At 60.7% G+C, this 24,301-nt stretch carries 25 protein-coding genes; 19 read left to right on the top strand and 6 right to left on the bottom strand.

All coding sequences use genetic code 11. The annotated features are described in order from the left end of the window. Window positions 1–5: 5 nt before the first annotated feature. Window positions 6–1,199 carry an aggregation-promoting factor C-terminal-like domain-containing protein gene (locus FHS06_RS07450; RefSeq protein WP_167047479.1) on the bottom strand — a complete coding sequence of 398 codons (1,194 nt, stop codon included), beginning with the start codon at window positions 1,197–1,199 and terminating at the stop codon, window positions 6–8. Between the two features lie 15 nt (window positions 1,200–1,214). Beyond that, window positions 1,215–1,364 (bottom strand): hypothetical protein, encoded by a 150-nt coding sequence (locus tag FHS06_RS07455; RefSeq protein ID WP_167047482.1) that lies wholly within the window; start codon window positions 1,362–1,364, stop codon window positions 1,215–1,217. Window positions 1,365–1,700: 336 nt separating this feature from the next. Between FHS06_RS07455 and FHS06_RS07460 the strand changes: the two genes are divergently transcribed. The 5 genes from FHS06_RS07460 (at window position 1,701) to FHS06_RS07480 (ending at window position 7,230) form a co-directional block, all read left to right on the top strand. Beyond that, window positions 1,701–3,980: a polyribonucleotide nucleotidyltransferase gene (locus FHS06_RS07460; RefSeq protein ID WP_167047485.1), complete on the top strand. Its 2,280-nt coding sequence runs from the start codon at window positions 1,701–1,703 to the stop codon at window positions 3,978–3,980. A 224-nt stretch (window positions 3,981–4,204) separates the two neighbouring features. After that, window positions 4,205–5,221 (top strand): aldo/keto reductase, encoded by a 1,017-nt coding sequence (locus FHS06_RS07465; protein WP_167047488.1) that lies wholly within the window; start codon window positions 4,205–4,207, stop codon window positions 5,219–5,221. A 96-nt stretch (window positions 5,222–5,317) separates the two neighbouring features. Beyond that, on the top strand, window positions 5,318–5,920 hold the full coding sequence (locus FHS06_RS07470; protein WP_167047491.1) for a histidine phosphatase family protein: 603 nt from the start codon (window positions 5,318–5,320) through the stop codon (window positions 5,918–5,920). 45 nt (window positions 5,921–5,965) lie between these two features. Continuing rightward, complete coding sequence (gene dapB / locus FHS06_RS07475) at window positions 5,966–6,787, top strand: 4-hydroxy-tetrahydrodipicolinate reductase (protein ID WP_167047493.1); 822 nt, start codon at window positions 5,966–5,968, stop codon at window positions 6,785–6,787. Beyond that, window positions 6,784–7,230 carry a tetratricopeptide repeat protein gene (locus tag FHS06_RS07480; RefSeq protein WP_167047496.1) on the top strand — a complete coding sequence of 149 codons (447 nt, stop codon included), beginning with the start codon at window positions 6,784–6,786 and terminating at the stop codon, window positions 7,228–7,230. Before dapB ends, FHS06_RS07480 begins: the two co-directional genes overlap by 4 nt. A gap of 14 nt (window positions 7,231–7,244) precedes the next feature. Here FHS06_RS07480 and FHS06_RS07485 read toward each other — a convergent pair whose 3' ends face one another. The 3 genes from FHS06_RS07485 to FHS06_RS07495 form a co-directional block, all read right to left on the bottom strand. After that, window positions 7,245–8,165: a TIGR01777 family oxidoreductase gene (locus FHS06_RS07485; RefSeq protein ID WP_167047499.1), complete on the bottom strand. Its 921-nt coding sequence runs from the start codon at window positions 8,163–8,165 to the stop codon at window positions 7,245–7,247. Further along, window positions 8,158–8,583: an OsmC family peroxiredoxin gene (locus FHS06_RS07490; RefSeq protein WP_167047502.1), complete on the bottom strand. Its 426-nt coding sequence runs from the start codon at window positions 8,581–8,583 to the stop codon at window positions 8,158–8,160. The genes FHS06_RS07485 and FHS06_RS07490 overlap by 8 nt, the downstream gene beginning before the upstream one ends. A 78-nt stretch (window positions 8,584–8,661) precedes the next feature. Then, window positions 8,662–9,087, bottom strand: a complete 426-nt coding sequence (locus tag FHS06_RS07495) for a TlpA family protein disulfide reductase (RefSeq protein ID WP_167047505.1) — start codon at window positions 9,085–9,087, stop codon at window positions 8,662–8,664. Window positions 9,088–9,229: 142 nt separating this feature from the next. On the opposite strand from FHS06_RS07495, the gene thyX reads away from it, so the two are divergent. Together thyX and FHS06_RS14175 are read left to right on the top strand one after the other, a co-directional pair. Beyond that, complete coding sequence (gene thyX / locus FHS06_RS07500) at window positions 9,230–9,928, top strand: FAD-dependent thymidylate synthase (protein WP_220476517.1); 699 nt, start codon at window positions 9,230–9,232, stop codon at window positions 9,926–9,928. Between the two features lie 254 nt (window positions 9,929–10,182). Then, a complete protein-coding gene (locus tag FHS06_RS14175) occupies window positions 10,183–11,058 on the top strand; it encodes a DUF559 domain-containing protein (RefSeq protein ID WP_167047511.1) in 876 nt (291 codons plus the stop codon). Between the two features lie 320 nt (window positions 11,059–11,378). Here the strand turns inward: FHS06_RS14175 and FHS06_RS07510 are convergent, their stop codons facing one another. Beyond that, complete coding sequence (locus tag FHS06_RS07510) at window positions 11,379–11,921, bottom strand: NUDIX domain-containing protein (protein ID WP_167047514.1); 543 nt, start codon at window positions 11,919–11,921, stop codon at window positions 11,379–11,381. A gap of 60 nt (window positions 11,922–11,981) precedes the next feature. On the opposite strand from FHS06_RS07510, the gene dapA reads away from it, so the two are divergent. The 12 genes from dapA to FHS06_RS07570 all read left to right on the top strand — a co-directional run bounded on the left by dapA (window position 11,982) and on the right by FHS06_RS07570 (window position 24,272). Beyond that, a complete protein-coding gene (gene dapA, locus FHS06_RS07515; RefSeq protein WP_167047517.1) occupies window positions 11,982–12,959 on the top strand; it encodes a 4-hydroxy-tetrahydrodipicolinate synthase in 978 nt (325 codons plus the stop codon). 66 nt (window positions 12,960–13,025) lie between these two features. Further along, window positions 13,026–14,702 carry a ribonuclease J gene (locus tag FHS06_RS07520; protein WP_167047520.1) on the top strand — a complete coding sequence of 559 codons (1,677 nt, stop codon included), beginning with the start codon at window positions 13,026–13,028 and terminating at the stop codon, window positions 14,700–14,702. A gap of 135 nt (window positions 14,703–14,837) precedes the next feature. Next, window positions 14,838–17,504: an FtsK/SpoIIIE family DNA translocase gene (locus FHS06_RS07525; protein ID WP_167047523.1), complete on the top strand. Its 2,667-nt coding sequence runs from the start codon at window positions 14,838–14,840 to the stop codon at window positions 17,502–17,504. Next, window positions 17,504–18,082 (top strand): CDP-diacylglycerol--glycerol-3-phosphate 3-phosphatidyltransferase, encoded by a 579-nt coding sequence (pgsA, locus tag FHS06_RS07530; RefSeq protein ID WP_167048099.1) that lies wholly within the window; start codon window positions 17,504–17,506, stop codon window positions 18,080–18,082. Before FHS06_RS07525 ends, pgsA begins: the two co-directional genes overlap by 1 nt. A gap of 2 nt (window positions 18,083–18,084) precedes the next feature. Next, window positions 18,085–18,639, top strand: a complete 555-nt coding sequence (locus FHS06_RS07535) for a CinA family protein (RefSeq protein ID WP_375138705.1) — start codon at window positions 18,085–18,087, stop codon at window positions 18,637–18,639. A gap of 165 nt (window positions 18,640–18,804) precedes the next feature. After that, window positions 18,805–19,125 (top strand): helix-turn-helix domain-containing protein, encoded by a 321-nt coding sequence (locus tag FHS06_RS07540; protein WP_167047526.1) that lies wholly within the window; start codon window positions 18,805–18,807, stop codon window positions 19,123–19,125. Window positions 19,126–19,131: 6 nt separating this feature from the next. Then, window positions 19,132–19,356 carry a DUF3046 domain-containing protein gene (locus FHS06_RS07545; RefSeq protein WP_167047529.1) on the top strand — a complete coding sequence of 75 codons (225 nt, stop codon included), beginning with the start codon at window positions 19,132–19,134 and terminating at the stop codon, window positions 19,354–19,356. 245 nt (window positions 19,357–19,601) lie between these two features. Further along, window positions 19,602–20,651 (top strand): recombinase RecA, encoded by a 1,050-nt coding sequence (gene recA / locus FHS06_RS07550; RefSeq protein WP_167047533.1) that lies wholly within the window; start codon window positions 19,602–19,604, stop codon window positions 20,649–20,651. Continuing rightward, complete coding sequence (locus FHS06_RS07555; RefSeq protein ID WP_167047536.1) at window positions 20,651–21,325, top strand: regulatory protein RecX; 675 nt, start codon at window positions 20,651–20,653, stop codon at window positions 21,323–21,325. The genes recA and FHS06_RS07555 overlap by 1 nt, the downstream gene beginning before the upstream one ends. A gap of 57 nt (window positions 21,326–21,382) precedes the next feature. After that, window positions 21,383–22,933 (top strand): tRNA (N6-isopentenyl adenosine(37)-C2)-methylthiotransferase MiaB, encoded by a 1,551-nt coding sequence (gene miaB, locus FHS06_RS07560; RefSeq protein ID WP_167047539.1) that lies wholly within the window; start codon window positions 21,383–21,385, stop codon window positions 22,931–22,933. Further along, the gene (gene miaA / locus FHS06_RS07565) at window positions 22,930–23,853 is read left to right on the top strand and encodes a tRNA (adenosine(37)-N6)-dimethylallyltransferase MiaA (RefSeq protein WP_167047542.1); all 924 of its coding nucleotides are present in this window, start codon (window positions 22,930–22,932) and stop codon (window positions 23,851–23,853) included. The genes miaB and miaA overlap by 4 nt, the downstream gene beginning before the upstream one ends. After that, entirely contained in the window at window positions 23,850–24,272 is a 423-nt protein-coding gene (locus FHS06_RS07570; protein ID WP_167047545.1) for a GNAT family acetyltransferase, read from the top strand. Before miaA ends, FHS06_RS07570 begins: the two co-directional genes overlap by 4 nt. Window positions 24,273–24,301: the final 29 nt, after the last annotated feature.

The following is a 24,301-nucleotide window of genomic DNA, read 5'->3' on the forward strand; positions in this document are numbered from 1 at the left end:
TCGCGTCAGTACCAGCCCGTGCTCTCGGAGTGCCCCCACGCGGCGCAGGGTGTGCCGTATCGATCTCGAATGTAAGCCAAGCCCCAATTGATCTGGGTGTTGCCATTGGTGCGCCAGTCAGCACCCGCCGCCGACATCTTGTCGCCCGGCCACGCTTGCGGAATGCCGTAGGCGCCGCTGCTGGGATTAAGCGCATCTGCGCGCCAGCCTGACTCCCGGTTCCACAGCGAGACGAGGCATCCGAATTGATCGTCTCCCCATCCGTAGCTACCGAGGGCGCCCCGAGCATAGGCTTTGGCTCCCTCCGGGTCGACAGTGACGCCGTAGGTCGGGATATCGGGGGTTGGTGTGCTGGGCGTGGCGGGTGTGTTCGGCGTAGTGGGGGGTCCGGCGGAGCCCGAGGAATCTTCGTTGTTCGGGGGAGTGCTCGGGCTCTGGGCCGCGACAGCCAAGCTCAGTTGATAAGCACGCTCGAGTTCTGCGGTTGTGTTCCTGAGCGCCGCGAGCTGCGCATACATCGTGTCGGCACGTTGTTGGACGTCGGTGACAGCTCGCTGTTCCTCATCGGCCGCCGCTTGCGCCTCGGCTGCGGTCGTTTCCGCGGCGTCAGCGCGCTCAATGCGCGCTGTCTCAGCAGCGGTGGCTTGTTCTTTGAGTGCAGTGGCGAAGTCGGCACTAGACCTTGCGCTTTGGGCTTGAGATGACCAAGAAGCGCGCAAACGGTCGAGTAAACCGAGATTCTTCAAAAGTGCATCGGGGTCTGTCGAAGTGAGGAGTTGAACGCTGAGGGGAGCTGTCGATTCTGCCCGCATCCGCGACGCGACGACTGCTCCCACGACGTCCGACGTTTCAGCGAAGGCGTTCGCTGCCTCCTCGCTTTGCGCTGTGAGCGCCGACGCTGTTGCCTCAGCGGCGGTAGCTTGCTGCCGTGCGGTTGTGGCTGCGGCGGCGGCTGAAACTGCCGCAGACGACGCCTCAGCTGCGGCATCTTGCGCTGACGAAAGAGCGAGCTCTATTCGGGCGATTTCTGAGCGAGTGGCTTCTTCATCGCCCTGCGCCTCCTGAACGTCAGACCAGGTGGGGTCATCGCGTATCTCCGCGCTGTTCGCACCCATCGGTGCCTGCGCGAACCCCAGAGAGGCAACGATGGCAATTCCGAGCCACCGCAGGCGATGGGTGCGAACAGGAACCGTCAACATAGTGCTGGCGGCGTGTCAGCCTTCCATACCCTGCTCGAATTCTTGAACTTCCAGCGCGATCTGGCGACGGATGTCTGCCTCTTCGCGGGCGTCGAGTTCTTTGCTGGCGTCGACATCCGAAGCGGCTGGTTCGCGTGACTCGTGCTTGTGGTCGTGATTGCTCATCGGTGGCCTCCTCTGCCGGGTGCGCCGTGATGCGCTGTTCTCACGATAGGCATCGTGAGCGCGGTTCGCCAGCCGCGAGGCGCCCCCTGATAGTGTTGAGGTGGATGCCCCTGTGGTATTCGCTCAAATTCCATACGAGCTACACGGAGCAGGCCGGCAGAAAGCTGGTCTCCTGTGGTGGATTCCCCGTCGAAACGCCGGGTGTTCTTCTACTGGTGACCAGCGCAGGCGCGAATTGCGGCATAGCCGCGCGCTTATATCTGCCTGTTCCTGCTCCTTCGCGAAACCTCGCGCGCCATACGGGTGTGCGAGGTAAAACAAAGAAGGAGAGACCTCTTGGAAGGTCCTGAAATTACTGCAGCCGAGGCTGTTCTAGACAACGGCCGTTTCGGCACCCGCACAGTTCGGTTTGAGACCGGACGCCTCGCTCAACAGTCACAAGGCGCTGTTGCCGCGTACCTCGACGAGGAAACAATGCTGCTCTCTGCGACCAGCGCAGGTAAGCACCCTCGTGAAGGCTTTGACTTCTTCCCGCTGACTGTCGACGTTGAAGAGCGTTCGTACGCCGCGGGCAAGATCCCCGGCTCGTTCTTCCGCCGTGAAGGTCGTCCCTCAACCGAGGCGATTCTCGTTTGCCGTCTCATCGACCGCCCGCTGCGCCCGTCCTTCGTTGAGGGTCTCCGCAACGAAGTTCAGATCGTCATCACCGTGCTCTCAATTGCGCCCGGTGAGTTCTACGACGCTCTCGCAATCAACGCGGCATCACTTTCCACCCAGATCTCCGGCCTGCCGTTCTCGGGACCGATCGCTGGCATTCGTCTGGCGCTCATCCCCGGACAGGGCGAGCACAAGGCTCAGTGGGTTGCGTTCCCCAAGGCTGAGCAGCTCGAAGATGCTGTCTTCGACCTGATCGTCGCCGGCCGTGTTCTGCCCGACGGTGAAGTTGCGATCATGATGGTCGAAGCTGAAGCAACAGAAAACAGCTGGAACCTGATTCGTGGCGGCGCCACGAAGCCGAACGAAGAGGTCGTCGCCGAGGGACTTGAAGCGGCAAAGCCCTTCATTACCCAGCTCGTCGCCGCGCAGAACGTTGTCGCGTCGACTGCTGCCAAGGAAATCCAGCCTTACCCCGTGTTCCCGCCGTACGCGCAAGAGACCTACGACTTCGTCGCTGGCAGCGTTTATGACGAACTCGTCAACGTCTACCAGATCGCTGACAAGGTTGAGCGTCAGAACGCTGACGACGCACTGAAGGATCGCGTCAAGGGTGAAGTTGCTGCGGCCGTCGAAGAGGGCAAGCTGCCGGCTTCCGCGCTCGGCGAGGTTTCCGGCGCATTCAAGTCCGTCACGAAGAAGATCGTTCGCGGTCGCATCCTGACAGACGGTGTGCGAATCGACGGACGCGGCCTTGCCGACATCCGCCCGCTCGACGCTGAGGTGCAGGTCATCCCTCGTGTTCACGGCTCCGCGATCTTCCAGCGCGGTGAAACCCAGATTCTGGGTGTCACGACTTTGAACATGCTCAAGATGGAGCAGCAGATCGACTCGCTGTCGCCGATTACGCGCAAGCGTTACATGCACCACTACAACTTCCCGCCCTACTCGACCGGTGAAACCGGCCGAGTAGGTAGCCCGAAGCGCCGCGAGATCGGGCACGGCTTCCTTGCCGAGCGTGCTCTCGCACCCGTGCTCCCGAGCCGTGAAGACTTCCCGTACGCGATCCGCCAGGTATCCGAGGCTCTCGGTTCCAACGGTTCGACCTCAATGGGTTCTGTCTGCGCCTCAACGCTGTCGCTCCTCAACGCTGGTGTGCCGCTGCGCGCACCGGTTGCGGGTATCGCCATGGGTCTCGTTACCGACGAGGTTGACGGACAGACGCGCTACGCCGCGCTGACCGACATCCTGGGCGCAGAAGACGCACTCGGTGACATGGACTTCAAGGTCGCGGGTACGAGCGATTTCGTTACGGCGATTCAACTCGACACGAAGCTTGATGGCATCCCGTCCTCGGTTCTCACCGCCGCGCTCACCCAGGCTAAGGATGCTCGCCTGACCATCCTCAACGTATTGAACGCCGCGATCGACGCGCCTGACGAGATGGCGCCGACGGCGCCTCGCGTCATCAGCGTGCAGATCCCCGTCGACAAGATCGGTGAGCTCATCGGGCCCAAGGGCAAGACGATCAACTCGATCCAGGACGAGACTGGCGCTCAGATTTCGATCGAGGAAGATGGCACCGTGTACATCGGCGCCACCGATGGTCCGTCTGCTGAAGCTGCCCGCGCGCAGGTGAACGCGATTGCCAATCCGTCCAACCCTGAGGTCGGCGAGCAGTTCCTGGGTACGGTCGTCAAGATCGCAACCTTCGGTGCGTTCATCTCGCTGATGCCCGGCAAGGACGGACTCCTGCACGTCAGCGAAGTTCGCAAGCTCGCCGGTGGCAAGCGTGTTGAGAACGTCGATGATGTTCTCAACGTTGGTCAGAAGCTGCTCGTTCGCATCACGAAGATCGACGACCGCGGCAAGCTGTCGCTTGAGCCGGTCCTCGAAGAGGCCGCTGATCAAGAAGGTTCTGCTGCAGCGAACCCCGGCCCCGAGGCACCCGCCGAAGGTTGAGCTTCGTCTCACGCAGTGTCACACGATGCCCGCTCCCACTTGTGGGGGCGGGCATCAGTGTGAAAACCCTGAGATTCTCAACAAAAGCGTTATCGAATATTTATCAGAGGCACGCGCCAGAGTACGGCCGTGCACCACTGCTGCTTTAACCTCGAATAAGGCGTGGGGGCGTGAGGTGCGAGTCAGTCAGCTGAGTCGTTTTGATGACACATCAGGGGTGCGAAATGGGATCGTCCGGAACGGGATCTGCGAATCCGGCGATCGCGCCGGTGCATTCGCATCTGTCCGCGCCCATTCCTGTGCAGGGGCCCTCATTAGGAACCCATGTACGGGTACAGCTCGGCGATAGCGCGCACGTCGTATTTCCACTCATATTGGGCGGGGCCGAGTTTGGCTGGAACCTGAACATCGATGACAGTCACGCAATCATAGATGAGTTCGTCACGAGCGGTGGAAACACACTCCACACCGCCGACAGCTTCGTTGGCGGACGCAGTGAACACATTATTGGCCAGTGGTTGCACACTCGTCGCCTTCGTGACGACATAGTGCTGACCACCAGGGTCGGTGCGCACCCCGATAATCCAGGGCTCGGGCCAGTGCAACTCGTTCGCGCAGTTGAAGCGTCGCTGACGCGGTTACAGACCGACCATGTCGACGTGCTCTATCTCGACGGATCGGTTGCCGACGCCCCACTCGAAGAGACCTTGGCGACGACAGAGTGGTTGGTTGAATCGGGCAAGGTTCGAACCCTTGGCGCATATAAGTTCAGTCCATCGCAGCTCGTTGAGGCGAGAATCTTGTCGTCTGCGGGTTATCCGCGCATATCGGTGCTCGACGTTCCCTATAACGTCGTCCGTACTGCGGACTTCACTGACGATCTTCGACTCGTTGCGAGCGCACAGGGGATAGCGGTCACTCCATCGCATGCCCTCGAACACGGCTTTCTCGCGGGTTTCACACGAACCAGGGCTGACGCTGCGAAGTCCGTCCGCGGCGGCCAGAAGCTCGACAATCTCACCAAGCGCGGAACCCGAACCCTCCGCGCCCTAGATGCAGTCGGCAATGAGCTGGGCGTTCCGACAGCTGCTGTCGCGGTCGCTTGGCTCCTTTCGCAGAAAGTCGTTGCGGCACCGATTGTGAGCGTCGATGCGCCCTCGCAGGTGCACGAGTTGGTCCAGGGAGTGGGCGTCAAGCTCAATCGTGTTCAGCTGGCCGATATCGCTCGCGCATCCCAATAGACCACCCGACCGAGCGGTTCTTCGATCTGGTTCGTGGCCTAGGCTGGATCGTTGACGTGCGTTTCGCACCCACCGCCCCCAACGAAGAGAGCAGTAGTGACTCACTACCTGTATCTGGTGCGACACGGAGAACACCAGGACGCAGAGCACGGTTTGATCGACGGACCGCTCTCGGCCAGAGGGCGACGCCAGGCTGAACTTGTCGCTGATCGGCTGTCGGGCGTCCCCTTTGACGCAGTGTGGCACTCACCGCTGCTTCGTGCCGCTGAGACAGCGAAGGCCGTCGCCGAGCGACTGCCGTCGGTCTCGCCCGTGCCGTCGGCGCTCCTGTTCGACTGCGTGCCAACGGGTATGACTCCCGACACGCCGTCAGCTTTCGAGCCTTTCTTCGGCGGCGTCACGGAGGCAGAGATTGATGCTGGTCGTGCCCAGATGTCTGACGCTGTCGGCGAGTTTCTCGTTCGCAAACACGGCGATGTGCACGAGCTCATCATTACCCACAACGCTGTCATCTCGTGGTTCGTGCGCGACGTGCTTCAAACGCCGGAGTGGAAGTGGATGACGCTCAACCAAGCCAATTGCGGCCTGACGGTTTTGGCGCAAAAATCAGGTCGCCCATGGGTTGTGTTTTCGCACAATGACCTGGCTCATCTGCCCTTTGAACTTCGAACAGGCTTGCCTGAAGTACCTCTCGTCTAAGCGCGGGAGGGCGATCGCACTCCCGGCAGCTCTAGGCTGGAACACATGACCACAGCTGTAGCGATCGTAGGCGGCACGGGAAAGCTCGGAAGCATCATTCGTGCGGTGATCGACGATGCTGCCGACTTCGAGGTGACCGCCGTGCTCTCGTCGAGTTCCGACCTATCCGAGCTCGATGGTGCAGACCTGATCATCGACGCGTCGATCCCGGCGGTGTCGATGGATGTCGTCCGGGCGGCAACAGAGCGCGGCATCAATGTACTTGTCGGCACCTCTGGGTGGTCGGCTGAGCGGATCGCCCTCATCCGGGCGCTGGTTGAAAATGCTGGCACGGGCGTTGTCTTCATCCCGAACTTTTCGTTGGGCTCAGTCATCGGTTCTGCTATAGCCGCTGCGGCCGCGCCGTTCTTTCCCTCGATTGAAATCGTTGAGGCACATCGCGAGAGCAAAATCGATTCGCCGAGCGGCACTGCTGTGCGAACCGCCGAACTCATCGCGGCGGCGCGCGCATCAGTTGGTCCCGTTGATTCTCCCCACGTTGACCAGCGCGCGCGCGGGCAACAAATAGCGAGTGTGCCTATCCACTCTCTCCGGCGGCCCGGCGTCGTTGCGCGACAAGAAACCGTTCTTTCCGGGCCGGGCGAGTCGCTCTCGGTTGTTCACGACACGATAGAGCCGGCCGCGGCATACGCCCCAGGCATCCGGTTGGCTCTTCCGGCGGCGCGAGACGCGGTCGGAGTGATTGTCGGTCTCGACTCCTTTGTTGATATCGGCATTCGCCATCCCTCCGAGCGGTCGCACGGAAAAGGTGGGGGACTTGCGGAGGGCAACGTGCCAGGCCAAGTAGCGCGAACGACGGGCGCATGAGCGCTCGCATCGGCGTCGGTGTGATGGCGCTGCTCCTTGCGCTTTACATCGTGCTTGTGGCCCAGCGTGCGGTGCTTTTTCTTACGGGTGGAGATGCAGTGGGTATCGCGATCGGCGCGGCCCTCGTGGTGTTCCCGACTATCGCTGTGTGGGCCTTGATCAGGGAGATCATGTTTGGCGCTCGGGCCGCGAGCCTTGGCCGCAGGATGGAGGCTGAATCTGCTCTCCCTACCGAGGAAGTTCAGGTTCGCGCGAGCGGGCGGGTGTTGCGAGAAGAAGCAGATGCGCTGTTTCCCGCCTATCGAGCAGCGGTCGAACAGGCACCCGAAGACTGGCGGGCGTGGTTTCGTCTTGGGCTCGCCTACGACGCGTCTGGCGATCGACGCCGCGCGCGGGCAGCGGTCCGAACAGCGATCACGCTAGAGCGCACGTCGGCTCGATAGCCATCCCCACGCGCTCAGCATTCGGGTACGACGGCAGCTACCGCCTCTTCGACAGTGGGATACCTGAACTCGAAGCCGCTCTTCTCCAATACTTCCGGCTTCACATCCGCATCCGTTGTCAGAAGGGCCTCGGTCGCATCAGCACCGAGGGCAGCGCGAAGCGCCCATTCGGGGGCCCGGAGAAAATAAGGCCGATTCATGCGTCGTGCCAAAGCGAAGCCGAGGTCATTCGCCGTCGTCCGAGTCGGAGCCGTGAAATTGACCGGTCCTGTGATTTCGGCGTCGAGAATATGACGGATGCCGCGAATCTCGTCATCGAGTGAAATCCAGGGCCAGACCTGAGTGCCGCGACCGAGGGGTCCCGAGACACCCAATTTCGTAAGAAGCAGGAGCGGGCGAAGGACACCCTCCGGGTGAACTATCGGGGCTGTACGCATGAGCGCAACCCGAGCCTTGCCGCCAGCGTGAAGCGCGGCACTTTCCCACTCGCCACAGAGCTCGGCCAGAAAGGATGAGCCCTGCGGACCTGACTCCGTCATGACACCTTTTGGGAAGGCGCCATAGTATCCGCTGGCAGATGCGCTGATGAAGGTGGGCGCGTCATCGCCAAGCTGGCGTACTGCAGAAGCGAGCGCGCGCGTCGGGGTGATTCGTGACCAGAGCAGTGTGCTCTTGTAGCTTTTCGTCCACGGGAAATGGCCCACGCTGGCACCGTTTAGCCCGATGACTGCCTTTGCCCCGGCGAGGACGTCGGGCGAGAACGGTGTTGAGTCAGTGAGCCACGACACCTCGTCTTTGTTGCGTGCCTCTCGGCGCACGAGCGTCGTGACAGTGAACCCGTCGGCTCGGAACGACTCCGCCAGGGCGGTGCCTATGAGGCCTGAGGCCCCAGCAAGCACCACCCGGCCGGGTGTCGACGAGCTTTGGTCAGGCAAGTGTTGCCTCGATAGTGATATCAATGCCCGCAAGTGCCTGTGAAACCGGGCAGTTCGATTTCGCGTCCGCCGCGATGCGATCGAAGTCCTCTTGCTCGATTCCGGGGACTGCCGCATTCACGTTGAGGTGGCTTCCAGTGATTCCGGTGCCGGGAATGAACGTGACAGAGGCCGTCGCATTGATTGATGTCGGCGGCGTGCCGTTTTGGCCAAGCGCGTTAGAAAAAGCCATTGCGAAACAGGAAGCGTGCGCCGCGGCGATGAGCTCTTCCGGAGTCGTAACCGAGCTTGAGCCTTCGCTTCTCGCCTTCCAATTGACGTCGAAAGTTCCGAGCCCCGACGACGCAAGTGTCACAGTGCCGGCTCCGTCTACGAGTCCGCCCTGCCAGGTTGTGGTGGCTTCGCTAGTTGTAGTCATAGTCTTCCTCCTCGACATGAATGCACGATGTGCGCTCGTATCCAAAGCCTACGACCGGGGTAGGGCGTGTGAGGCGGATTACTTCTCAGTAAGTTGCGAGAGCTCCAAAGCGACAACATCGCGACTGGGCACGCCACCGAACCTGGTGCGAATCATGCCGTTGCTGTCGAGGATCAGCGTGGTCGGTGTTTGCACGACGTGAAAATGCTGGGCGATGTCAGGGCGCTCGGTCACATCAATATCGAGGTGGTTCACGCCGGAGGAGTCGTTCGCTAACGCCGAGAGAGTGCGGTGCATGCCAGGGCATCTGCCGCAACTCAGGGTGCTGAACTGCAGAAGCGTCGCTGATGTACCGAGCGGCCCTGCACCGAGTCGCGATGGATCAACGACGTTTGCAAAAGACAGTGAGCCTTGTAACCTGCCACGCAAAAGAATGACTGCGCCAGCGCTCAAAGTTGCCACCAGCAGTGCTGAGATGACGACGAGTACGGCGAGCAGATCCACAACAGTCAACGCTAGCCCTCAGAAGGAGGCGCGCGCACCACTGATCCCCAACCGATGGCAAGCGCGCACTAAAGTGGCTCCTGTGACGGATGCCACTTCCCAGACTGAGACCGACGCCCCAACCATCGAGTTCCGCAGCGACATGAGTGTCGAACTCATACGCTCCAGTGCTGCCGACGCTGACGTGCTGTTCGCCGCACGCGTCTCGACGCAGGGCGAGCAGACACTTGAGTCCGCTGCTGCCGGGACCGAAGCATCCGGTCGCGATCGTGGACTTATTAATTACCTGATGCGCGACCGTCACGGCTCGCCCTTCGAACACAACTCGATGACTTTCTATGTGCAGGCGCCGATTTTTGTCTTCCGTGAATTCATGCGGCACCGCACGGCGTCTTACAACGAAGAATCGGGCCGCTACCGCGAGTTGCGTCCGGTATTTTATGTTCCTGCCAACGATCGGAATCTCGTTCAGGTGGGTAAGCCCGGCGCGTATGACTTTTTGCCCGGTTCGCCCGAACAGAGCGAGCTCGTAGACGCAGAAACACGCGAGGCATCCGCTCGTGCGTTCGAGTCTTACCAAAAGATGCTTGACGCGGGTGTTGCGCGCGAGGTCGCTCGCATTGTGCTGCCGCTCAACATTTACTCGTCGATGTACGTCACCATGAATGCTCGCGCGCTGATGAACTTCCTTTCCCTTCGCACCAAGGTAGAAGGAACCCATTTTCCGTCGTTCCCCCAGCGTGAAATCGAAATGTGCGCGGAGAAGATGGAAACAGTGTGGGCTGAACTCATGCCAATGACGCACGCCGCGTTCAACGCGAACGGCCGAGTTTCTCCCTGATCTCGCCGTCCCGACCGGACCCGGACGTTGTCCTTTCGGTCTATTCTCTCGACGCGCAATTCGCCGAAACGCTGCTTCCCGCGTGCGGCGCGCCGCAGCCTCACCAGACTGTCGGCGTGTCTGGGTCGGACACCAGCGTTTTGGCTCATGCATGGGCGAAGTCACCTCTCGTCCACACGTGGAGCGTGGGGGAAGTGATCCCCAGATCCGGGTGAATCACACAGTGCGTTCGGCTCTGCGTGAAGTGTCAAGGGATGCTCAACCACTCTGTCGAGGCGTGTCTCCGTGCTGGAGGTGTCGCGCGCACGCGCACCCTCCGAAGCGCCGGCATCCCGCGTTTCTTCTTCGAAGAGGCCGTGCGCGAAGGCGTACTCATTCGCCCGCGGCGCGGAATCTACGCCATGCCCGAAACTTCACCGTCCCTCGTGCACGCGTTGTCACACCGCGCGGTTTTGGCTTGCGTAAGCGCTGCCCACCACTTCGACCTGTGGATGCTGGAGGCAGACAATCCGGAGAAGCCCCACACGTGGGCGCATCCAGATAGGCAGACGACAAGGCCACCCGACTGCGATTGTGTATGCCATCGCGACCACCCAGTCGGACGCTTCACCCTCACGACCGTGAGCGTGCTGCAGTGCCTAGTGCAGCTCGCGAGTTGTTGTGGATCAGAGTCCTTTCTCTGCGCTCTTGAGTCTGCGAGACGCCGTGGCCTGATCTCTCCGGCGCAACTAATTGAACTGCGACGCCGCGTGCCTGCTGCGGTTCGTCCGTTGATCGATTTTTCACGCGCCGATGCCGACAGCGGTTTGGAGACGCTTGTGCGTTACCGGCTGCACCTTCTGGGAATCGAGTGTCTGAGTCAGGTTCGGTTGACTGGAGTAGGAGTCGTGGATCTGATCGTCGGTGATCGCCTCATAGTCGAGGCCGACGGCTCCACTCACGACGGCCCCGGAAGACACCGCGACCGTGTCCGAGATGCTGCCGCGTTAGCGCTTGGCTTCGTCACGCTCCGTTTCGACACCGCGATGATTCTTCACGATTGGCCGGCGGCCGAGGCCGCGATCATCTCTGCTCTCAGCCTCGGTTTGCATGAGAGCCCGCTCGGACTCCGCGTCCGATCGTCGCTCTGAGCTGCAGCGACCCCACCCGCCCTGCAGCGACCGCCGCCGCACGGTCGCCGAAACGCTGGTGAGCGCGCACGACACACCGGGCGGCAGCATCCGCAACCGGCGAGTCGGCAGCAAAAGCAGCGTTTCGGCGGATGGAGAAGGAGAAAAAGGAGAGAGGAGACGAGAGGGGACGAGAAGAGAGGGGGAGAGAGGGGACGAGAAGAGAGGGGGAGAGAGGGGACGAGAAGAGAGGGGGAGAGAGGGGACGAGGGGGAAGAGAAGAGAAGAGAAGAGAAGAGAAGAGAAGAGTGGACGAGAGGGGACGAGAGGAGCTGAGGGCGCTAGCGGAAACGACCGAGGTGGATGCCTGCGTACATCAGAGCACCGATGGTCTCACCATCGGTGATGCTGCCATCGGCGATACGTTCCAGCACCTCGGGGAACGGAATCCACTCGACCAGGTCGATCCCCTCCTCATGCTGGCTTGTCGTGGCATCCGTTGCTGTTGTGAGTGCCCGGGCAAGGAAAACATGCTCGGGGGCGTTAGCAATCCCATTGAGGGCATTCATTTGACCGAGCCACGTCCAGTCGGCAGCCTCGTAGCCGGTTTCTTCGAGCAACTCGCGCTTTGCCGCGATGAGCGGCGATTCGCCGTCGGATCCGCCGGCCGGCACCTCGCTGGAACGCTCATTCGTGGGATATCGATCGAGAGTGAGAAGACAGATTCGCTGTCGTTCGTCGACGGCAACGACAAAAACCGCAGGATGCTGCATCTCAACCACGCCGTAAATGCCGGTTCCGTGCGGGCCAACGACTTCGTCCTCTCGCACGCGAATCCAATGGTTCTCATAGACGGTACGGGTGCTCTGGGTATGCCACGCCATGGATGTCACCCTATCTACGTCGGTGCCTGGTCTGGTGGCTGGAACCGATACCCTGGAGGCATGACGCACTCGGCCAATCCCTTCGGTCAGGTCCTTGTCGCGCTGATCACTCCGATGACAGCCGACGGTGAAGTCGACTGGCCTGCGGTCGAGAAGCACATCGATCACGTGATTTCGGCGGGTGCCGATGGCATCGTCGTCACGGGTACGACGGGGGAGACATCGACCCTCACCGACCCTGAAAAGATTCGACTCGTTGAAGTTGGCAAGAACGTCTCGGCTGGTCGCGCGAAGATCATCACCGGCGGCGGTTCGAATGAAACCGCGCACGCTATCGAGCTATACAAAGCGAGCGAGCGTGCGGGCGCTGACGGAATCATGATCGTCACGCCCTACTACAACAAGCCGACCCAAGCGGGCATCTTGACCCACTTTCGGCTTGTCGCGGACGCGACTGATCTGCCGGTGATTCTGTATGACATCCCGGGCCGCACGGGTGTCCCCATCAAGTACGAGACCATCCTGCGCCTCGCCAATCACCCGAACATCCTTGCGGTCAAAGATGCCAAGGGCGACTTCAGTGAAGTCAGCCGTGTGCTGAATCAGACTGATCTCATGTACTTCTCGGGCGACGACGCCAACGTGCTGCCGCACCTTTCGATTGGTGCCGCGGGTCTGATCGGGGTGACAGCGAATGTTGCCGCGCAGCCCTACCGCACGATCATCGATGCTGTGAATCGTGGCGATCTTGCCGCGGCCACTATCGCGCACAAGCAACTCGAACCCCTCGTTCGTGCCGTCATGACGCACGTGCCGGGCACGGTATCGGCGAAATACATTCTGCACGGACTCGGACGTATCTCGAGTCCGCGTGTTCGGCTGCCCCTGGTCGGTCCCGAAGAGTGGGAGGCCGCCCTCATCGAGGACGAGCTCGCACTCGTACGCGACGTGCCCGGTGCGGATTTCTCAAACTTCCGTCCCGACCGCAATGCGGCCGCTGGCGGTGCCCTGCCTAAGGTGCACGGCACAACACGATGACGCACGACACCTCGCGCGTATAAAAATGACGGATGCCTGATCTCAGGCCTCCCGGAAAGGCACCGGATGCCCACGAACGTTTACGACCCGCCCGCCCTCGAATCCGGAACCCTACGGGTCATCCCGCTGGGCGGACTTGGCGAAATCGGCCGCAACATGACGGCCTTCGAATATGACGGCAAGCTGCTCATTGTGGACTGCGGTGTCTTGTTCCCGGAGGAGAACCAGCCGGGTGTGGACCTGATCCTTCCCGATTTCGAGCCGATCAAGGATCGTCTCGATGACATCGTCGGGGTCGTTCTCACCCACGGTCACGAAGACCACATCGGCGCCGTGCCGTACCTCCTCAAGCGCAAGGGTGACCTGCCCCTCTTGGGATCAGGGCTGACTCTTGCGCTCGTTGAGGCCAAGCTCAAAGAGCACCGCATCAAGCCCTACACGATGACGGTCGCTGAAGGTCAGCGTGAACAGCTCGGCCCGTTCGATCTCGAGTTCATAGCTGTGAACCACTCGATCCCGGACGCTCTCGCGGTCGCTATTCGCACACCTGCCGGACTCGTCCTTGCAACTGGTGACTTCAAGATGGATCAGCTGCCGCTTGATGGTCGCCTGACTGATCTTCGTGCCTTCGCGCGTTTGGGCGAAGAAGGCGTCGATCTTTTCATGGTGGACTCGACCAACGCGGACGTTCCCGGATTCACGCCGCTTGAGCGCTCGATCGGCCCGGTTCTCGACCAGGTGATCGGTAAGGCTCCGCGCCGCGTCATCGTGGCGAGCTTTTCGAGTCACATTCACCGCGTTCAGCAGGTTCTGGATGCCGCCGCCGCTCACGGGCGGAGGCTCGCGTTCCTCGGTCGCAGTATGGTGCGCAACATGACGATCGCCGAAGACCTCGGCTACTTGCATGTGCCTGACGGCGTGCTGATCGACTACAAGAAGGCCAAAGAGCTTCCCGACGACCAAATCGTCTACATGTCGACGGGCTCGCAGGGTGAGCCGATGGCGGTTCTGTCTCGTATGGCGAACCTTGATCACGCAATTGAGCCAGGTGAGGGCGACACTGTCATCCTTGCCTCGAGCCTTATCCCCGGCAACGAGAACGCCGTTTACCGCGTGATTGACGGGCTCACCAAGCTCGGTGCCACCGTCGTACACAAGGGCAACGCGAAGGTGCATGTGTCGGGCCACGCTGCCGCTGGCGAACTGCTTTATTGCTACAACATCCTCACCCCGCGAAACGTCTTGCCGATTCACGGGGAATATCGACACCTGGTGGCAAACGCGAAACTTGCGCAGGAAAGTGGTGTTCCTGCGGAACGCACGATTCTTGGCGAAAACGGTACTGTCGTCGACTTGAAAGATGGTGTTGCGCGGGTCACAGGTCAGCTCGACATCGGTTTCGTGTACGTCGATGGTTCCACCGTGGGCGAAATCACGGATGCTGACCTCAAAGACCGCCGCATTTTGGGAGAAGAGGGCTTCATTTCCGTCATCGTCGTCGTCGATGCGGCAACAGGAAAGATCGTCACAGGTCCCGAAATTCACGCCCGCGGCTTTGCGGAAGCGGATGCTGTCTTCGACAGTGTGAAGCCAAAGATCGCTGCCGCGCTGGCTGAGGCCGCAGAGTCGGGTGTCCGCGATACTCACGCCCTCTCGCAGGTTGTGCGGCGAACGATCGGTCGCTGGGTCAACCAACGTCTTCGTCGACGTCCCATGATTGTGCCGCTCGTTATCGAGGCGTAAACCTTTTGAAGTGCGAAACGGCCCGGATATGCATTGCGTATCTCGGGCCGTTTCGCATTTCGAGTGCGCAGCCGACCGCGGCGGACCCCGCGTCGCTACCGCTCGACGTCGGTGGTCGGTCGTACCGTGGGATGCATGCCCAAGAGTTCCAGCTCAACAACGCGCGGTCGCGCCGCCGCGAAGGGGTCTGCGTCACGTTCCCGTAAGCCCGAACCCGCTCCCAAACGCTACGTCGGAGATGCCGAAAAGCCGCCCGTGATTGCCCGCATGTGGCTTGCACTCGCGCACGCCACCGGCGGACTGTTCCGCGCGTTTGGCCCCGAAAATCTGGAAAAAGAGCAGCGCCGTGATGGGCTGCCCTTCTTCATCGTGCTGTTGGCGATCGCTGGTGCCGTCATCGAGTGGTTTCTTATCGGAACTCCCGCATCGAGCTTGATCAGCGCTTACAGCGTGGGCGGGCTGGTAGGTCGGGTCTCGTTTGTACTCCCAGTGTTGCTTCTGCTGCTTGCAGGTTGGCTCTTCCGGCATCCCTCCTCTGTGCATGACAACGGGCGCATCGGAATTGGCTTCGTGCTGTTCATCTTGACCGTGGCGGGCTTTTGCCACGTCTTTGGTGGCCGGCCCGCTCCCAGCGAGGGACTGCCTGCGCTGAGTGCAGCTGGCGGCCTCTTCGGCTGGATGATCGGAGAACCTCTCGCACTCTTTTTGACAAACATCGGGGCCGGAATTGTCCTCGGGCTCTTCGCCATTCTGAGCGTTCTCATTCTGACGAAGACGCCCCCTAATCGCATTGGCACCCGCTTGGGTGACCTCTACGCATGGATGTTTGACGCTGAGCGGCCAGAGAAGTCTGCCCCCGCTGAAGCTAGTGCTGCGGTCGAGGCCGACTCGGATGCGGCAGGTGATCTGCCTTGGTGGCGTCGGAACAAGACTGGTCGCGAGAAGGACCCCGAAAACGAGCTTGGCTCTGATGACCTCACTGAACTTCTTTTCTCAGGCGAATCTGCGCCCAGTGGATTTGACCAAGCCATCGTCAGCGCTCCGCCGGTCCCACCGCTTCCGGACGCCGTAACTGAAGTCATCACTCCTTCGGTACGCGCTGAGGCGCAGCGTGCTGCAGCCGGCGGCGGCACCGCCATTCACGATGACGGCGACGCCGCCGAAGTCGACGGCGTCGACGACACAAGCGTTTCGAGCTTCGGCGGCTCTGGAGACCGCACGCCACCAGCCGCCGCGTACCGACTGCCGTCCGTCGCGACGCTGTCTTCGGGTACACCGCCCAAGGCGCGCTCTGAAGCCAACGACCGCGTCGTGCAAGCCATCCGCGGCGTTTTCGAGCAGTTCAATATCGACGCACGTGTGACTGGTTTTTCACGTGGACCAACAGTGACGCAGTACGAGATCGAGCTGGGTCCCGGTGTCAAAGTTGAGCGCATCACCGCGCTGACGAACAACATCGCCTACGCGGTTGCCTCGAACGAAGTCCGCATCCTCGCTCCCATCCCGGGCAAGAGCGCAATCGGTGTCGAAATCCCCAACACTGACCGCGAGACGGTAACTCTCGGCGATGTGCTTCGGTCGCCCGCTGCCGCGCAGCAAACACACCCCATGACAATCGGCGTCGGTAAAGACGTCGGTGGGGGCTTTGTCATCGCCAACCTTGCGAAGATGCCCCACTTGCTCGTCGCAGGCTCCACGGGTTCGGGAAAGTCAAGCTTCGTGAACTCCATGATCACGAGCCTGCTCATGCGCGCAAAGCCGTCAGACGTGCGAATGGTTCTGATCGACCCGAAGCGCGTCGAGCTCACCAACTACGCCGGCGTTCCGCACCTGATCACGCCCATCATCACTAACCCTAAAAAGGCAGCCGAGGCGCTGCAGTGGGTCGTGAAAGAGATGGACATGCGTTACGACGATCTCGCGTCCTTCGGATTCCGCCACATCGATGATTTCAACAAGGCAGTGGTCGCGGGCACGCTAGAAGTTCCGCCCGGCAGCGAACGAGTCTTGAAGCCGTATCCGTATCTGCTGGTTGTCGTTGATGAGCTCGCAGACTTGATGATGGTTGCTCCGCGTGACGTCGAGGACTCCATTGTCCGTATTACCCAGCTCGCGCGTGCGAGCGGAATCCACCTTGTGTTGGCAACTCAGCGACCAAGCGTCGATGTCGTCACTGGCTTGATTAAGGCCAACGTGCCCTCTCGATTGGCGTTCGCCGTCACAAGCGTCACAGATTCTCGCGTCATCCTCGATCAGCCGGGTGCTGACCGTCTGATCGGGCAGGGCGACGCCCTCTTCTTGCCGATGGGTACGGCTAAGTCGATACGCGTCCAGGGCGCGTGGGTGACGGAAGAAGAAATCGACTCCGTGGTCAAATACGTCACAGCGCAGGCACGTCCGGAGTATCGCTCTGACGTTGCTGCTGTGGCGGCAAAGAAGGAAGTCGATGCTGACATCGGCGACGACCTCGACCTGCTGTTGGCTGCGGCTGAGCTGATTGTGACGTCACAGTTCGGTTCAACCTCGATGCTGCAGCGGAAGCTCCGTGTGGGATTCGCCAAAGCCGGGCGCCTCATGGACCTCCTCGAATCACGTGAGATCGTGGGTCCTTCCGAGGGATCGAAAGCTCGAGATGTCTTGGTGACGTCAGAGCAGCTGCCCGGGGTGCTGGCACGACTTCGCGGTGATGAGGCTGGTGCCGCTGGCACAGCAGATCCAGTAGATCAGCAGTTCGCGGGGATTCCTGTCGCCGAGGATGACGAAGGAACCGAAGATGCATGGCAGCTGACGGGGCGCGACTGATGGCGGTTCCACGGCAACTGCCGAATGCCATCACGATCGCGCGTATCCTCTGTGCGCCCGTCTTTCTCTGGATGCTTCTTGTCGACAACGGAAGCGATGGTGCGCTTCGCTGGTGGGCAGCAGCGCTGTTCGTCGTTGCGATCGCGACTGACGGTATCGACGGCTACATCGCCCGCAAGTACAACATCGTTACCGACCTCGGCAAGCTTCTTGACCCGATCGCTGACAAGGTTCTCACCGGAGTCGCGTTCATCGGACTCTCGATATTGGGTGAACTGCCCTGGTGGGTCACGATCGTCGTCCTCGTGCGCGAAATCGGGATCACGGTCTACCGTTTCATCGTTGTCAATAACCACGTCCTGGCGGCTGCGTGGATGGGCAAGCTGAAAACGGTTGCGCAATCCGTCGCGCTCACCCTGGCCCTCGCTCCGTTTGCTGCACTCATCGGAGACTGGGCCAACTGGGTCAACATCGTCACGATGTGGATCGCGGTCGCACTCACAATCGCGAGTGGGCTCGACTACATCGTGTCTGAAGTGCGCGGGGCGCGCACTCAGCGTGCGACTGGTAAGAAATAGTGATGTCAGATGAGCGACCGCCCATCATTGGGGTTGATGACTTCGATGTTGAGACCACTGTTGTCCGGCGTAAGAAGCGCATGAGCGATGCAGAACGCCTTCTCGCTCGGCTCGCTGAGCTGAAGTGGACTGTTGCGACGGCCGAGTCTCTCACTGGGGGACTCGTCGTTGCATCTCTCGTTGCTGTACCTGGCGCATCTGCTCATGTACGTGGGGGCATCGTCGCGTACGCAACAGACGTTAAACAGTCGCTGCTTGGCGTCGATGCGACACAGTTGGCGCTCCACGGTGCGGTCGAGTCGAAAGTTGCGCGTCAGATGGCCGAGAAGGTTCGAGATGCGTTGGCCGAGGGCGGCACCCGCGTTGACGTCGGAATAGCAACAACCGGGATAGCCGGTCCGCAATCTCCTGATGGCCAACCCGTGGGGACCGTGCACATTGCAGTATCGACGCCACTCGGCACGAGGGTCGAGTCTCTCGTGCTCGAAGGTGACCGTGAGGCCATCCGCGCGGAAACCGTTCGTCGGTCGTTGAAGCTCGCTCTATCTGCGCTTTAGGGGCACTTGAACGCGCTCCGGAGACAAACTCATGTATTTCACAGGCGTTACATTGTTCGATTGCGGCCCTTTAGACCACCGTCGGGATTAGATTGGCATCACGCGGTGTTATAGCCTTATGCACCCGTAAGAACAACGGAACTAGCAGTGAGGAGGGGGCCCGAGATGATTTTAGTTCGTCACGAAATTGGTGAAGTCCTACGTGACTTCCGCCAGCAAAAGGGACGCACTCTCCGTCAGGTCGCCGGACGCGCAAGCGTCGCTCTCGGTTATCTCAGCGAAGTAGAGCGTGGTCAGAAAGAAGCATCGAGCGAAATTTTGGCGTCCGTCGCTGAAGCACTCGAGGTTCCTATCTCGATAATCATGCGTGAGGTGAGCGACCGGCTCTCTGTTCTCGAGGGCATGCCCACGTTCCCGGATGTTGTTCCGGACGACTTGGTGGCGCTTGACGCCGAGCTTGCCGAGTCCGAACTTTCCCTCCACTGACGCTCGATGCGTCGCAGCGAATTCGATCGCGCCGTTTCTGAAGAGTTCGGCGCACAAGCCCCAGTGCTGACGGCAGATCTCGTTCTGTCTTCAGCCGGTGGCCGGACGGCAGCACAGGCGCTTGGAGCCGGTGTGCCACCGCGTGAAGTCTGGCTCGCGCTGTGTGCTGAAACTGACGTACCCCTCAACCGGCGCTACGGTGCTGGCAGGCAAGAACCTCGTCGCCGCTAACGAGTCTGGATGCTCGATATTCGGCGTGTCGTCGAATATCTGTTCGATATCGGCATAGTCTCCTGCACAGGTGATGTCCGAAAGATGTCGTTCACGTTTTGAAGGCCGTTCGACGCAATGTCGGAGGCTCCTCGTAACGTGAACGACGTCATCGCGCATCACACGCCTTGTCGCAGCGTCCCACTCATCCGAGGGGGAGCGCGACAGCCTACAGGCGACACAGAAGCGAGCAAAAGGAGCACGTTATGCCATCACCCGCAGACCGCGAGAAGGCCCTTGAGTCGGCCCTCGCCCAGATTGACCGTCAGTTTGGAAAAGGCTCGGTTATGCGACTGGGTAGCGACGATCGCGCGCCGGTCGAGGTCATCCCGACGGGCTCCATCGCCCTGGACGTCGCTCTCGGCGTCGGAGGATTGCCGCGCGGACGCATTATCGAGATTTACGGGCCGGAGTCGTCGGGTAAAACGACACTTACGCTCCACGCCATCGCGAATGTGCAGCGTGCCGGTGGCATTGCAGCGTTCGTTGATGCTGAGCATGCCCTCGACCCCGACTACGCGCAGAAGCTCGGCGTCGACATCGACCAGCTGCTCGTTTCTCAGCCAGACACCGGCGAGCAAGCACTGGAAATATCGGACATGCTCGTCCGCTCCGGAGCTGTAGACCTCGTCGTTATTGACTCCGTTGCCGCTCTCGTACCCAAGGCTGAGATCGAGGGCGAGATGGGAGATTCGCACGTCGGTCTCCAAGCGCGTTTGATGTCTCAGGCGCTTCGTAAGCTCACTGGTGGTCTCAACACAACGAACACGACCATGATCTTCATCAACCAGCTGCGAGAGAAGATCGGTGTCTTCTTCGGCTCTCCCGAAACGACAGCCGGCGGTAAAGCTCTGAAGTTCTACGCATCGGTGCGACTCGATATTCGTCGAATTGAGACTTTGAAAGATGGCACCGAGGCAGTGGGTAACCGGACGCGCGTCAAGGTTGTAAAGAACAAGATGGCGCCGCCGTTCAAGCAGGCCGAGTTCGACATTCTCTATGGCGTTGGTATCTCTCGAGAGGGCAGCCTGATCGACTTCGGCGTTGAGCACGCCATCGTGAAGAAGTCCGGGGCTTGGTACACCTACGAAGGTGAGCAGCTCGGACAGGGCAAGGAAAACGCGCGAAACTTCCTGCTGAAGAACCCCGATATGGCCAATGAGATCGAATCCAAGATCAAAGCGAAGCTCGGTATCGGTCAAGCCAAGGCCGAAGATGCTGCGGCAGACGAGCTTGCGGCTCGTCGTCCGGCATAGTGGTTCACTTTGTCGAAGACGGGGGCGAGCAGGAATCGCTTGCCCCCGTCACACCCTTGTTTCGTGATCGTAGCTCCGACGCGTCTGTTGCGAAGTCACATGAGTCGCGAGAACGCCCAGCTCAACGAAACGTCTCTGGGGCTCTGAGCAAGTCTCGTGGTCAAAGCAACCGCAGCTCAAGTGACCGCCACCCAAATGACCCTGCGCCCGAAGCAACGAGCGCTACGGCAGAGAGTGCTCTCCTCCGAAAACTGCGTGCTCGTTCGCTCTCGATCCGGGAGGCGCGTGCGGTAATTGGCGCACATATCTCGGATGCTGATGCGCAGCAAGAGTTGATTGATTCGTTTCTTGAGCGTGGATATCTCGATGATGCCGCTCTCGCTGAGCAGCTGATTTATTCCGGCACGGAGAGGAAGGGCCAGGGGCGTCGCGCAATTGCACAAACCATGATGCAACGCGGGATATCTCGCGACGTCTCCGATGCAGCGCTGGCCGCCCTTCCCGACGACGACGACGATCGGGCCCTAGATTTCGCCCGCTCGAAGGCACGCTCGCTGCGTTCAGTTGAACGGCAGGCAGCGCTTCGCCGATTGGCTGGGCAGCTCGGCAGACGCGGGTTTCCAGGTAACGTCGCTCTTAGTGCAGCTCGTCAAGCACTGGATGAGCTCGAGTAGCGCGCAGGGTGCACTCGCGTGCCATAGCCGCATTCGGCTCGTAGAATGAGGTACATCATGACTTTCCCCTCGTCCGCTCCCACGCTGATTTCGCCCTCTGTTGCTGCCCACGATGCCAGCGGGCGTAAGCGCACGTACGAAGTGCGTACCTTCGGCTGTCAGATGAACGTGCACGACTCTGAGCGCCTCTCAGGCTCGCTCGAGAGCGCTGGGTATGTGAAGGCGGATGCTGGGAATGATCCGGATGTCGTGATCATTAACACGTGCGCTGTCCGTGACAACGCAGCAGGAAAGCTCTACGGCACACTGGGCTACCTCAAATCTCGCAAAGACAAGCACGAGGGCATGCAGATAGCTGTGGGTGGGTGCCTCGCCCAAATGGACAAAGACACAGTGCTCGATAAGGCCCCGTGGGTTGATGTCGTCTTCGGTACCCACAACATGGGTTCACTGCCGACTCTGCTTGAGCGCGCGCGCCACAACGGCGAAGCGGAGCTCGAGATCCTGGAATCTCTCGAAGTTTTCCCATCGACGTTGCCGACGAAGCGTGATTCAGTGTCGAGCGGATGGGTGTCCATCTCGGTCGGATGCAATAACACCTGTACTTTCTGCATCGTTCCGAGCTTGCGAGGTAAAGAGAAAGACCGTCGACCCGGCGATATCCTCAATGAGATCCGTCTGCTCGTTGAAGATGGCGCTGTAGAGGTCACGCTCCTCGGCCAAAATGTGAACTCGTATGGCGTCGAGTTCGGCGACCGTTCCGCGTTTGGAAAGCTCTTACGAGCGGCGGGCGAGATCGAAGGCCTAGAGCGAATTCGATTTACAAGCCCCCACCCGGCAGCTTTCACCGATGACGTTATCGACGCGATGGCTGAGACTCCTGCTGTGATGCCGTCGCTTCACATGCCCCTGCAATCGGGGAGCGACCGGATTTTGAAAGAGATGCGGCGCTCTTACCGAAGTTCGAAGTTCCTCGGCATCCTTGACCGTGTGCGTGACCGCATTCCTAACGCTGCGATTACCACGGACATTATCGTTGGCTTCCCTGGCGAGACAGAGGAAGACTTCGAAGAGACGATGCGCGTGGTGGAGCAGTCACGCTTTGCGAGCGCCTTCACCTTCCAGTACTCGATTCGTGAGGGCACACCGGCCGCAACGATGCCGGACCAGGTGCCGAAAGATGTTGTTCAGCAGCGCTTCGAAAGGTTGGCAGCGCTACAAGATCGCATTTGCCTCGAAGAGAATCAGCTTCAGGTAGGCCGAACGGTCGAGGTTCTCGTTTCGAAGAGCGAGGGCAAGAAGGATTCCGAGACTCACCGTCTGACGGGCCGAGCCGAAGATAACCGCCTTGTGCACTTCGAACTACCTCCTCACTCCGACCAGCCTCGTCCGGGCGATGTGGTGTCTGTAGAGATTACTCACGCGGCGCCCTTCCATCTGCTGGCTGATTCACTCGACGGTGCTCCTTTGCGCATCCGTCGCACGCGCGCCGGCGATGCGTGGGACCGAAACCAGGCCGATTCGTGTGCGGTTCCTGCGAGCCCCGGGCAGTCGGGTGGATCGGGCGCGGTTTCGCTAGGGCTCCCCACGCTTCGAATTGGCGTGTGAGCCTTCCTCCGTCGCCACGGCTTTGGGTAGTCGTTGGTGCAACTGGTACCGGTAAGACGCGTCTGTCTCTCGACCTTGCAGATGCGCTCCAAGAGCACGGCCGACCATCCGAGATCGTCAACGCTGACGCCATGCAGCTCTATCGCGGAATGGATATCGGCACCGCAAAGATCTCGGATGCAGAGCGCCGAGGCATCCCGCATCACCTCTTTGACGTTCTCGACGTCACGCAGGAAGCCGCAGTCGCCTGGTTTCAAGACACCGCACGAGCCACGATCGCTGAGATCCATTCCCGCGGTGCTGACGCTGTTTTTGTCGGTGGGTCGGGGCTCTATGTCTCGAGCGTTGTCTACGATTTTCGCTTTCCGCCGCGGGACGAAGGCATCCGCGCTCGACTTGAAGCAGAGCTTCTCGCGAGGGGCCCCGGGGTGCTTTTTGATCGGCTTCGCGACCTCGACCCCGTGACTGCAGACCGAGTGGATCCCCGCAACGGGCGACGCGTTGTGCGGGCTCTGGAAGTCATTGAGCTGGGGGAGCGGACGCACGGGGCGGCATTGCCGGAAGAACCCGCGCTTTGGCATCCGGAGACGACCCTCGTGGGTGTTTCCGTGCCTCGCGCTGAGCTGGTCGAGCGGTTGGATGAACGAGTCGCGGCTATGTGGCGCGATGGATTAGTGGCGGAGGCGTCGAAGTTGCGCGACGTCGGGCTAGAAGACGGCGTAACCGCAGGCAGGGCTATTGGGTACGCGCAGGCATTGGCACAGTTGCGTGGCGAAAAGTCAGAGGCCGACGCAATAGCTGAGACGCAGGCGCTCACGCGGCGGTACGCGCGGCGCCAGGTGTCGTGGTTCAAGCGTCTCTCGGGTGTGCAATGGGTCACCCCCGACTTTGATGCTGCAGAGCTGGTGAATCAACAGTGACCGTCGAGATTCGCGCTTTTGCCCCTGGCGACCTCGAACCTGTCATTGCTCTGTGGGAAGAGGCCGAATTAACTCGGCCATGGAATGACCCACGCAAGGACATCGAGCGAAAGCTCGCCGTGCAGCCTGAGCTCTTCCTCGTCGCAGAGCGCGAAGGAAAAGTCGTCGGCACAGTTATGGCGGGTTACGACGGACATCGAGGTTGGCTGTACTACCTCGCAAGTTCTCGTCAGTATCGTGGCTCTGGTATCGGCCGGGCGCTGGTCACTGAGGCGGAAGAACGGTTACTTGCGATGGGATGCCCAAAGGTGCAACTGATGGTGCGGCCAGAGAACGCAGGAGCCCGTGGTTTTTATGGTGCCCTCGGGTACGAGGCATTCGACGTATGGTCTACCGGCAAGCGGCTAATCGCCGACTGATACGCGCGCTGAATGCGAGAGGCCGCCAC

The organism is Microbacterium halimionae, from assembly GCF_011761265.1.
GTDB lineage: Bacteria > Actinomycetota > Actinomycetes > Actinomycetales > Microbacteriaceae > Microbacterium > Microbacterium halimionae.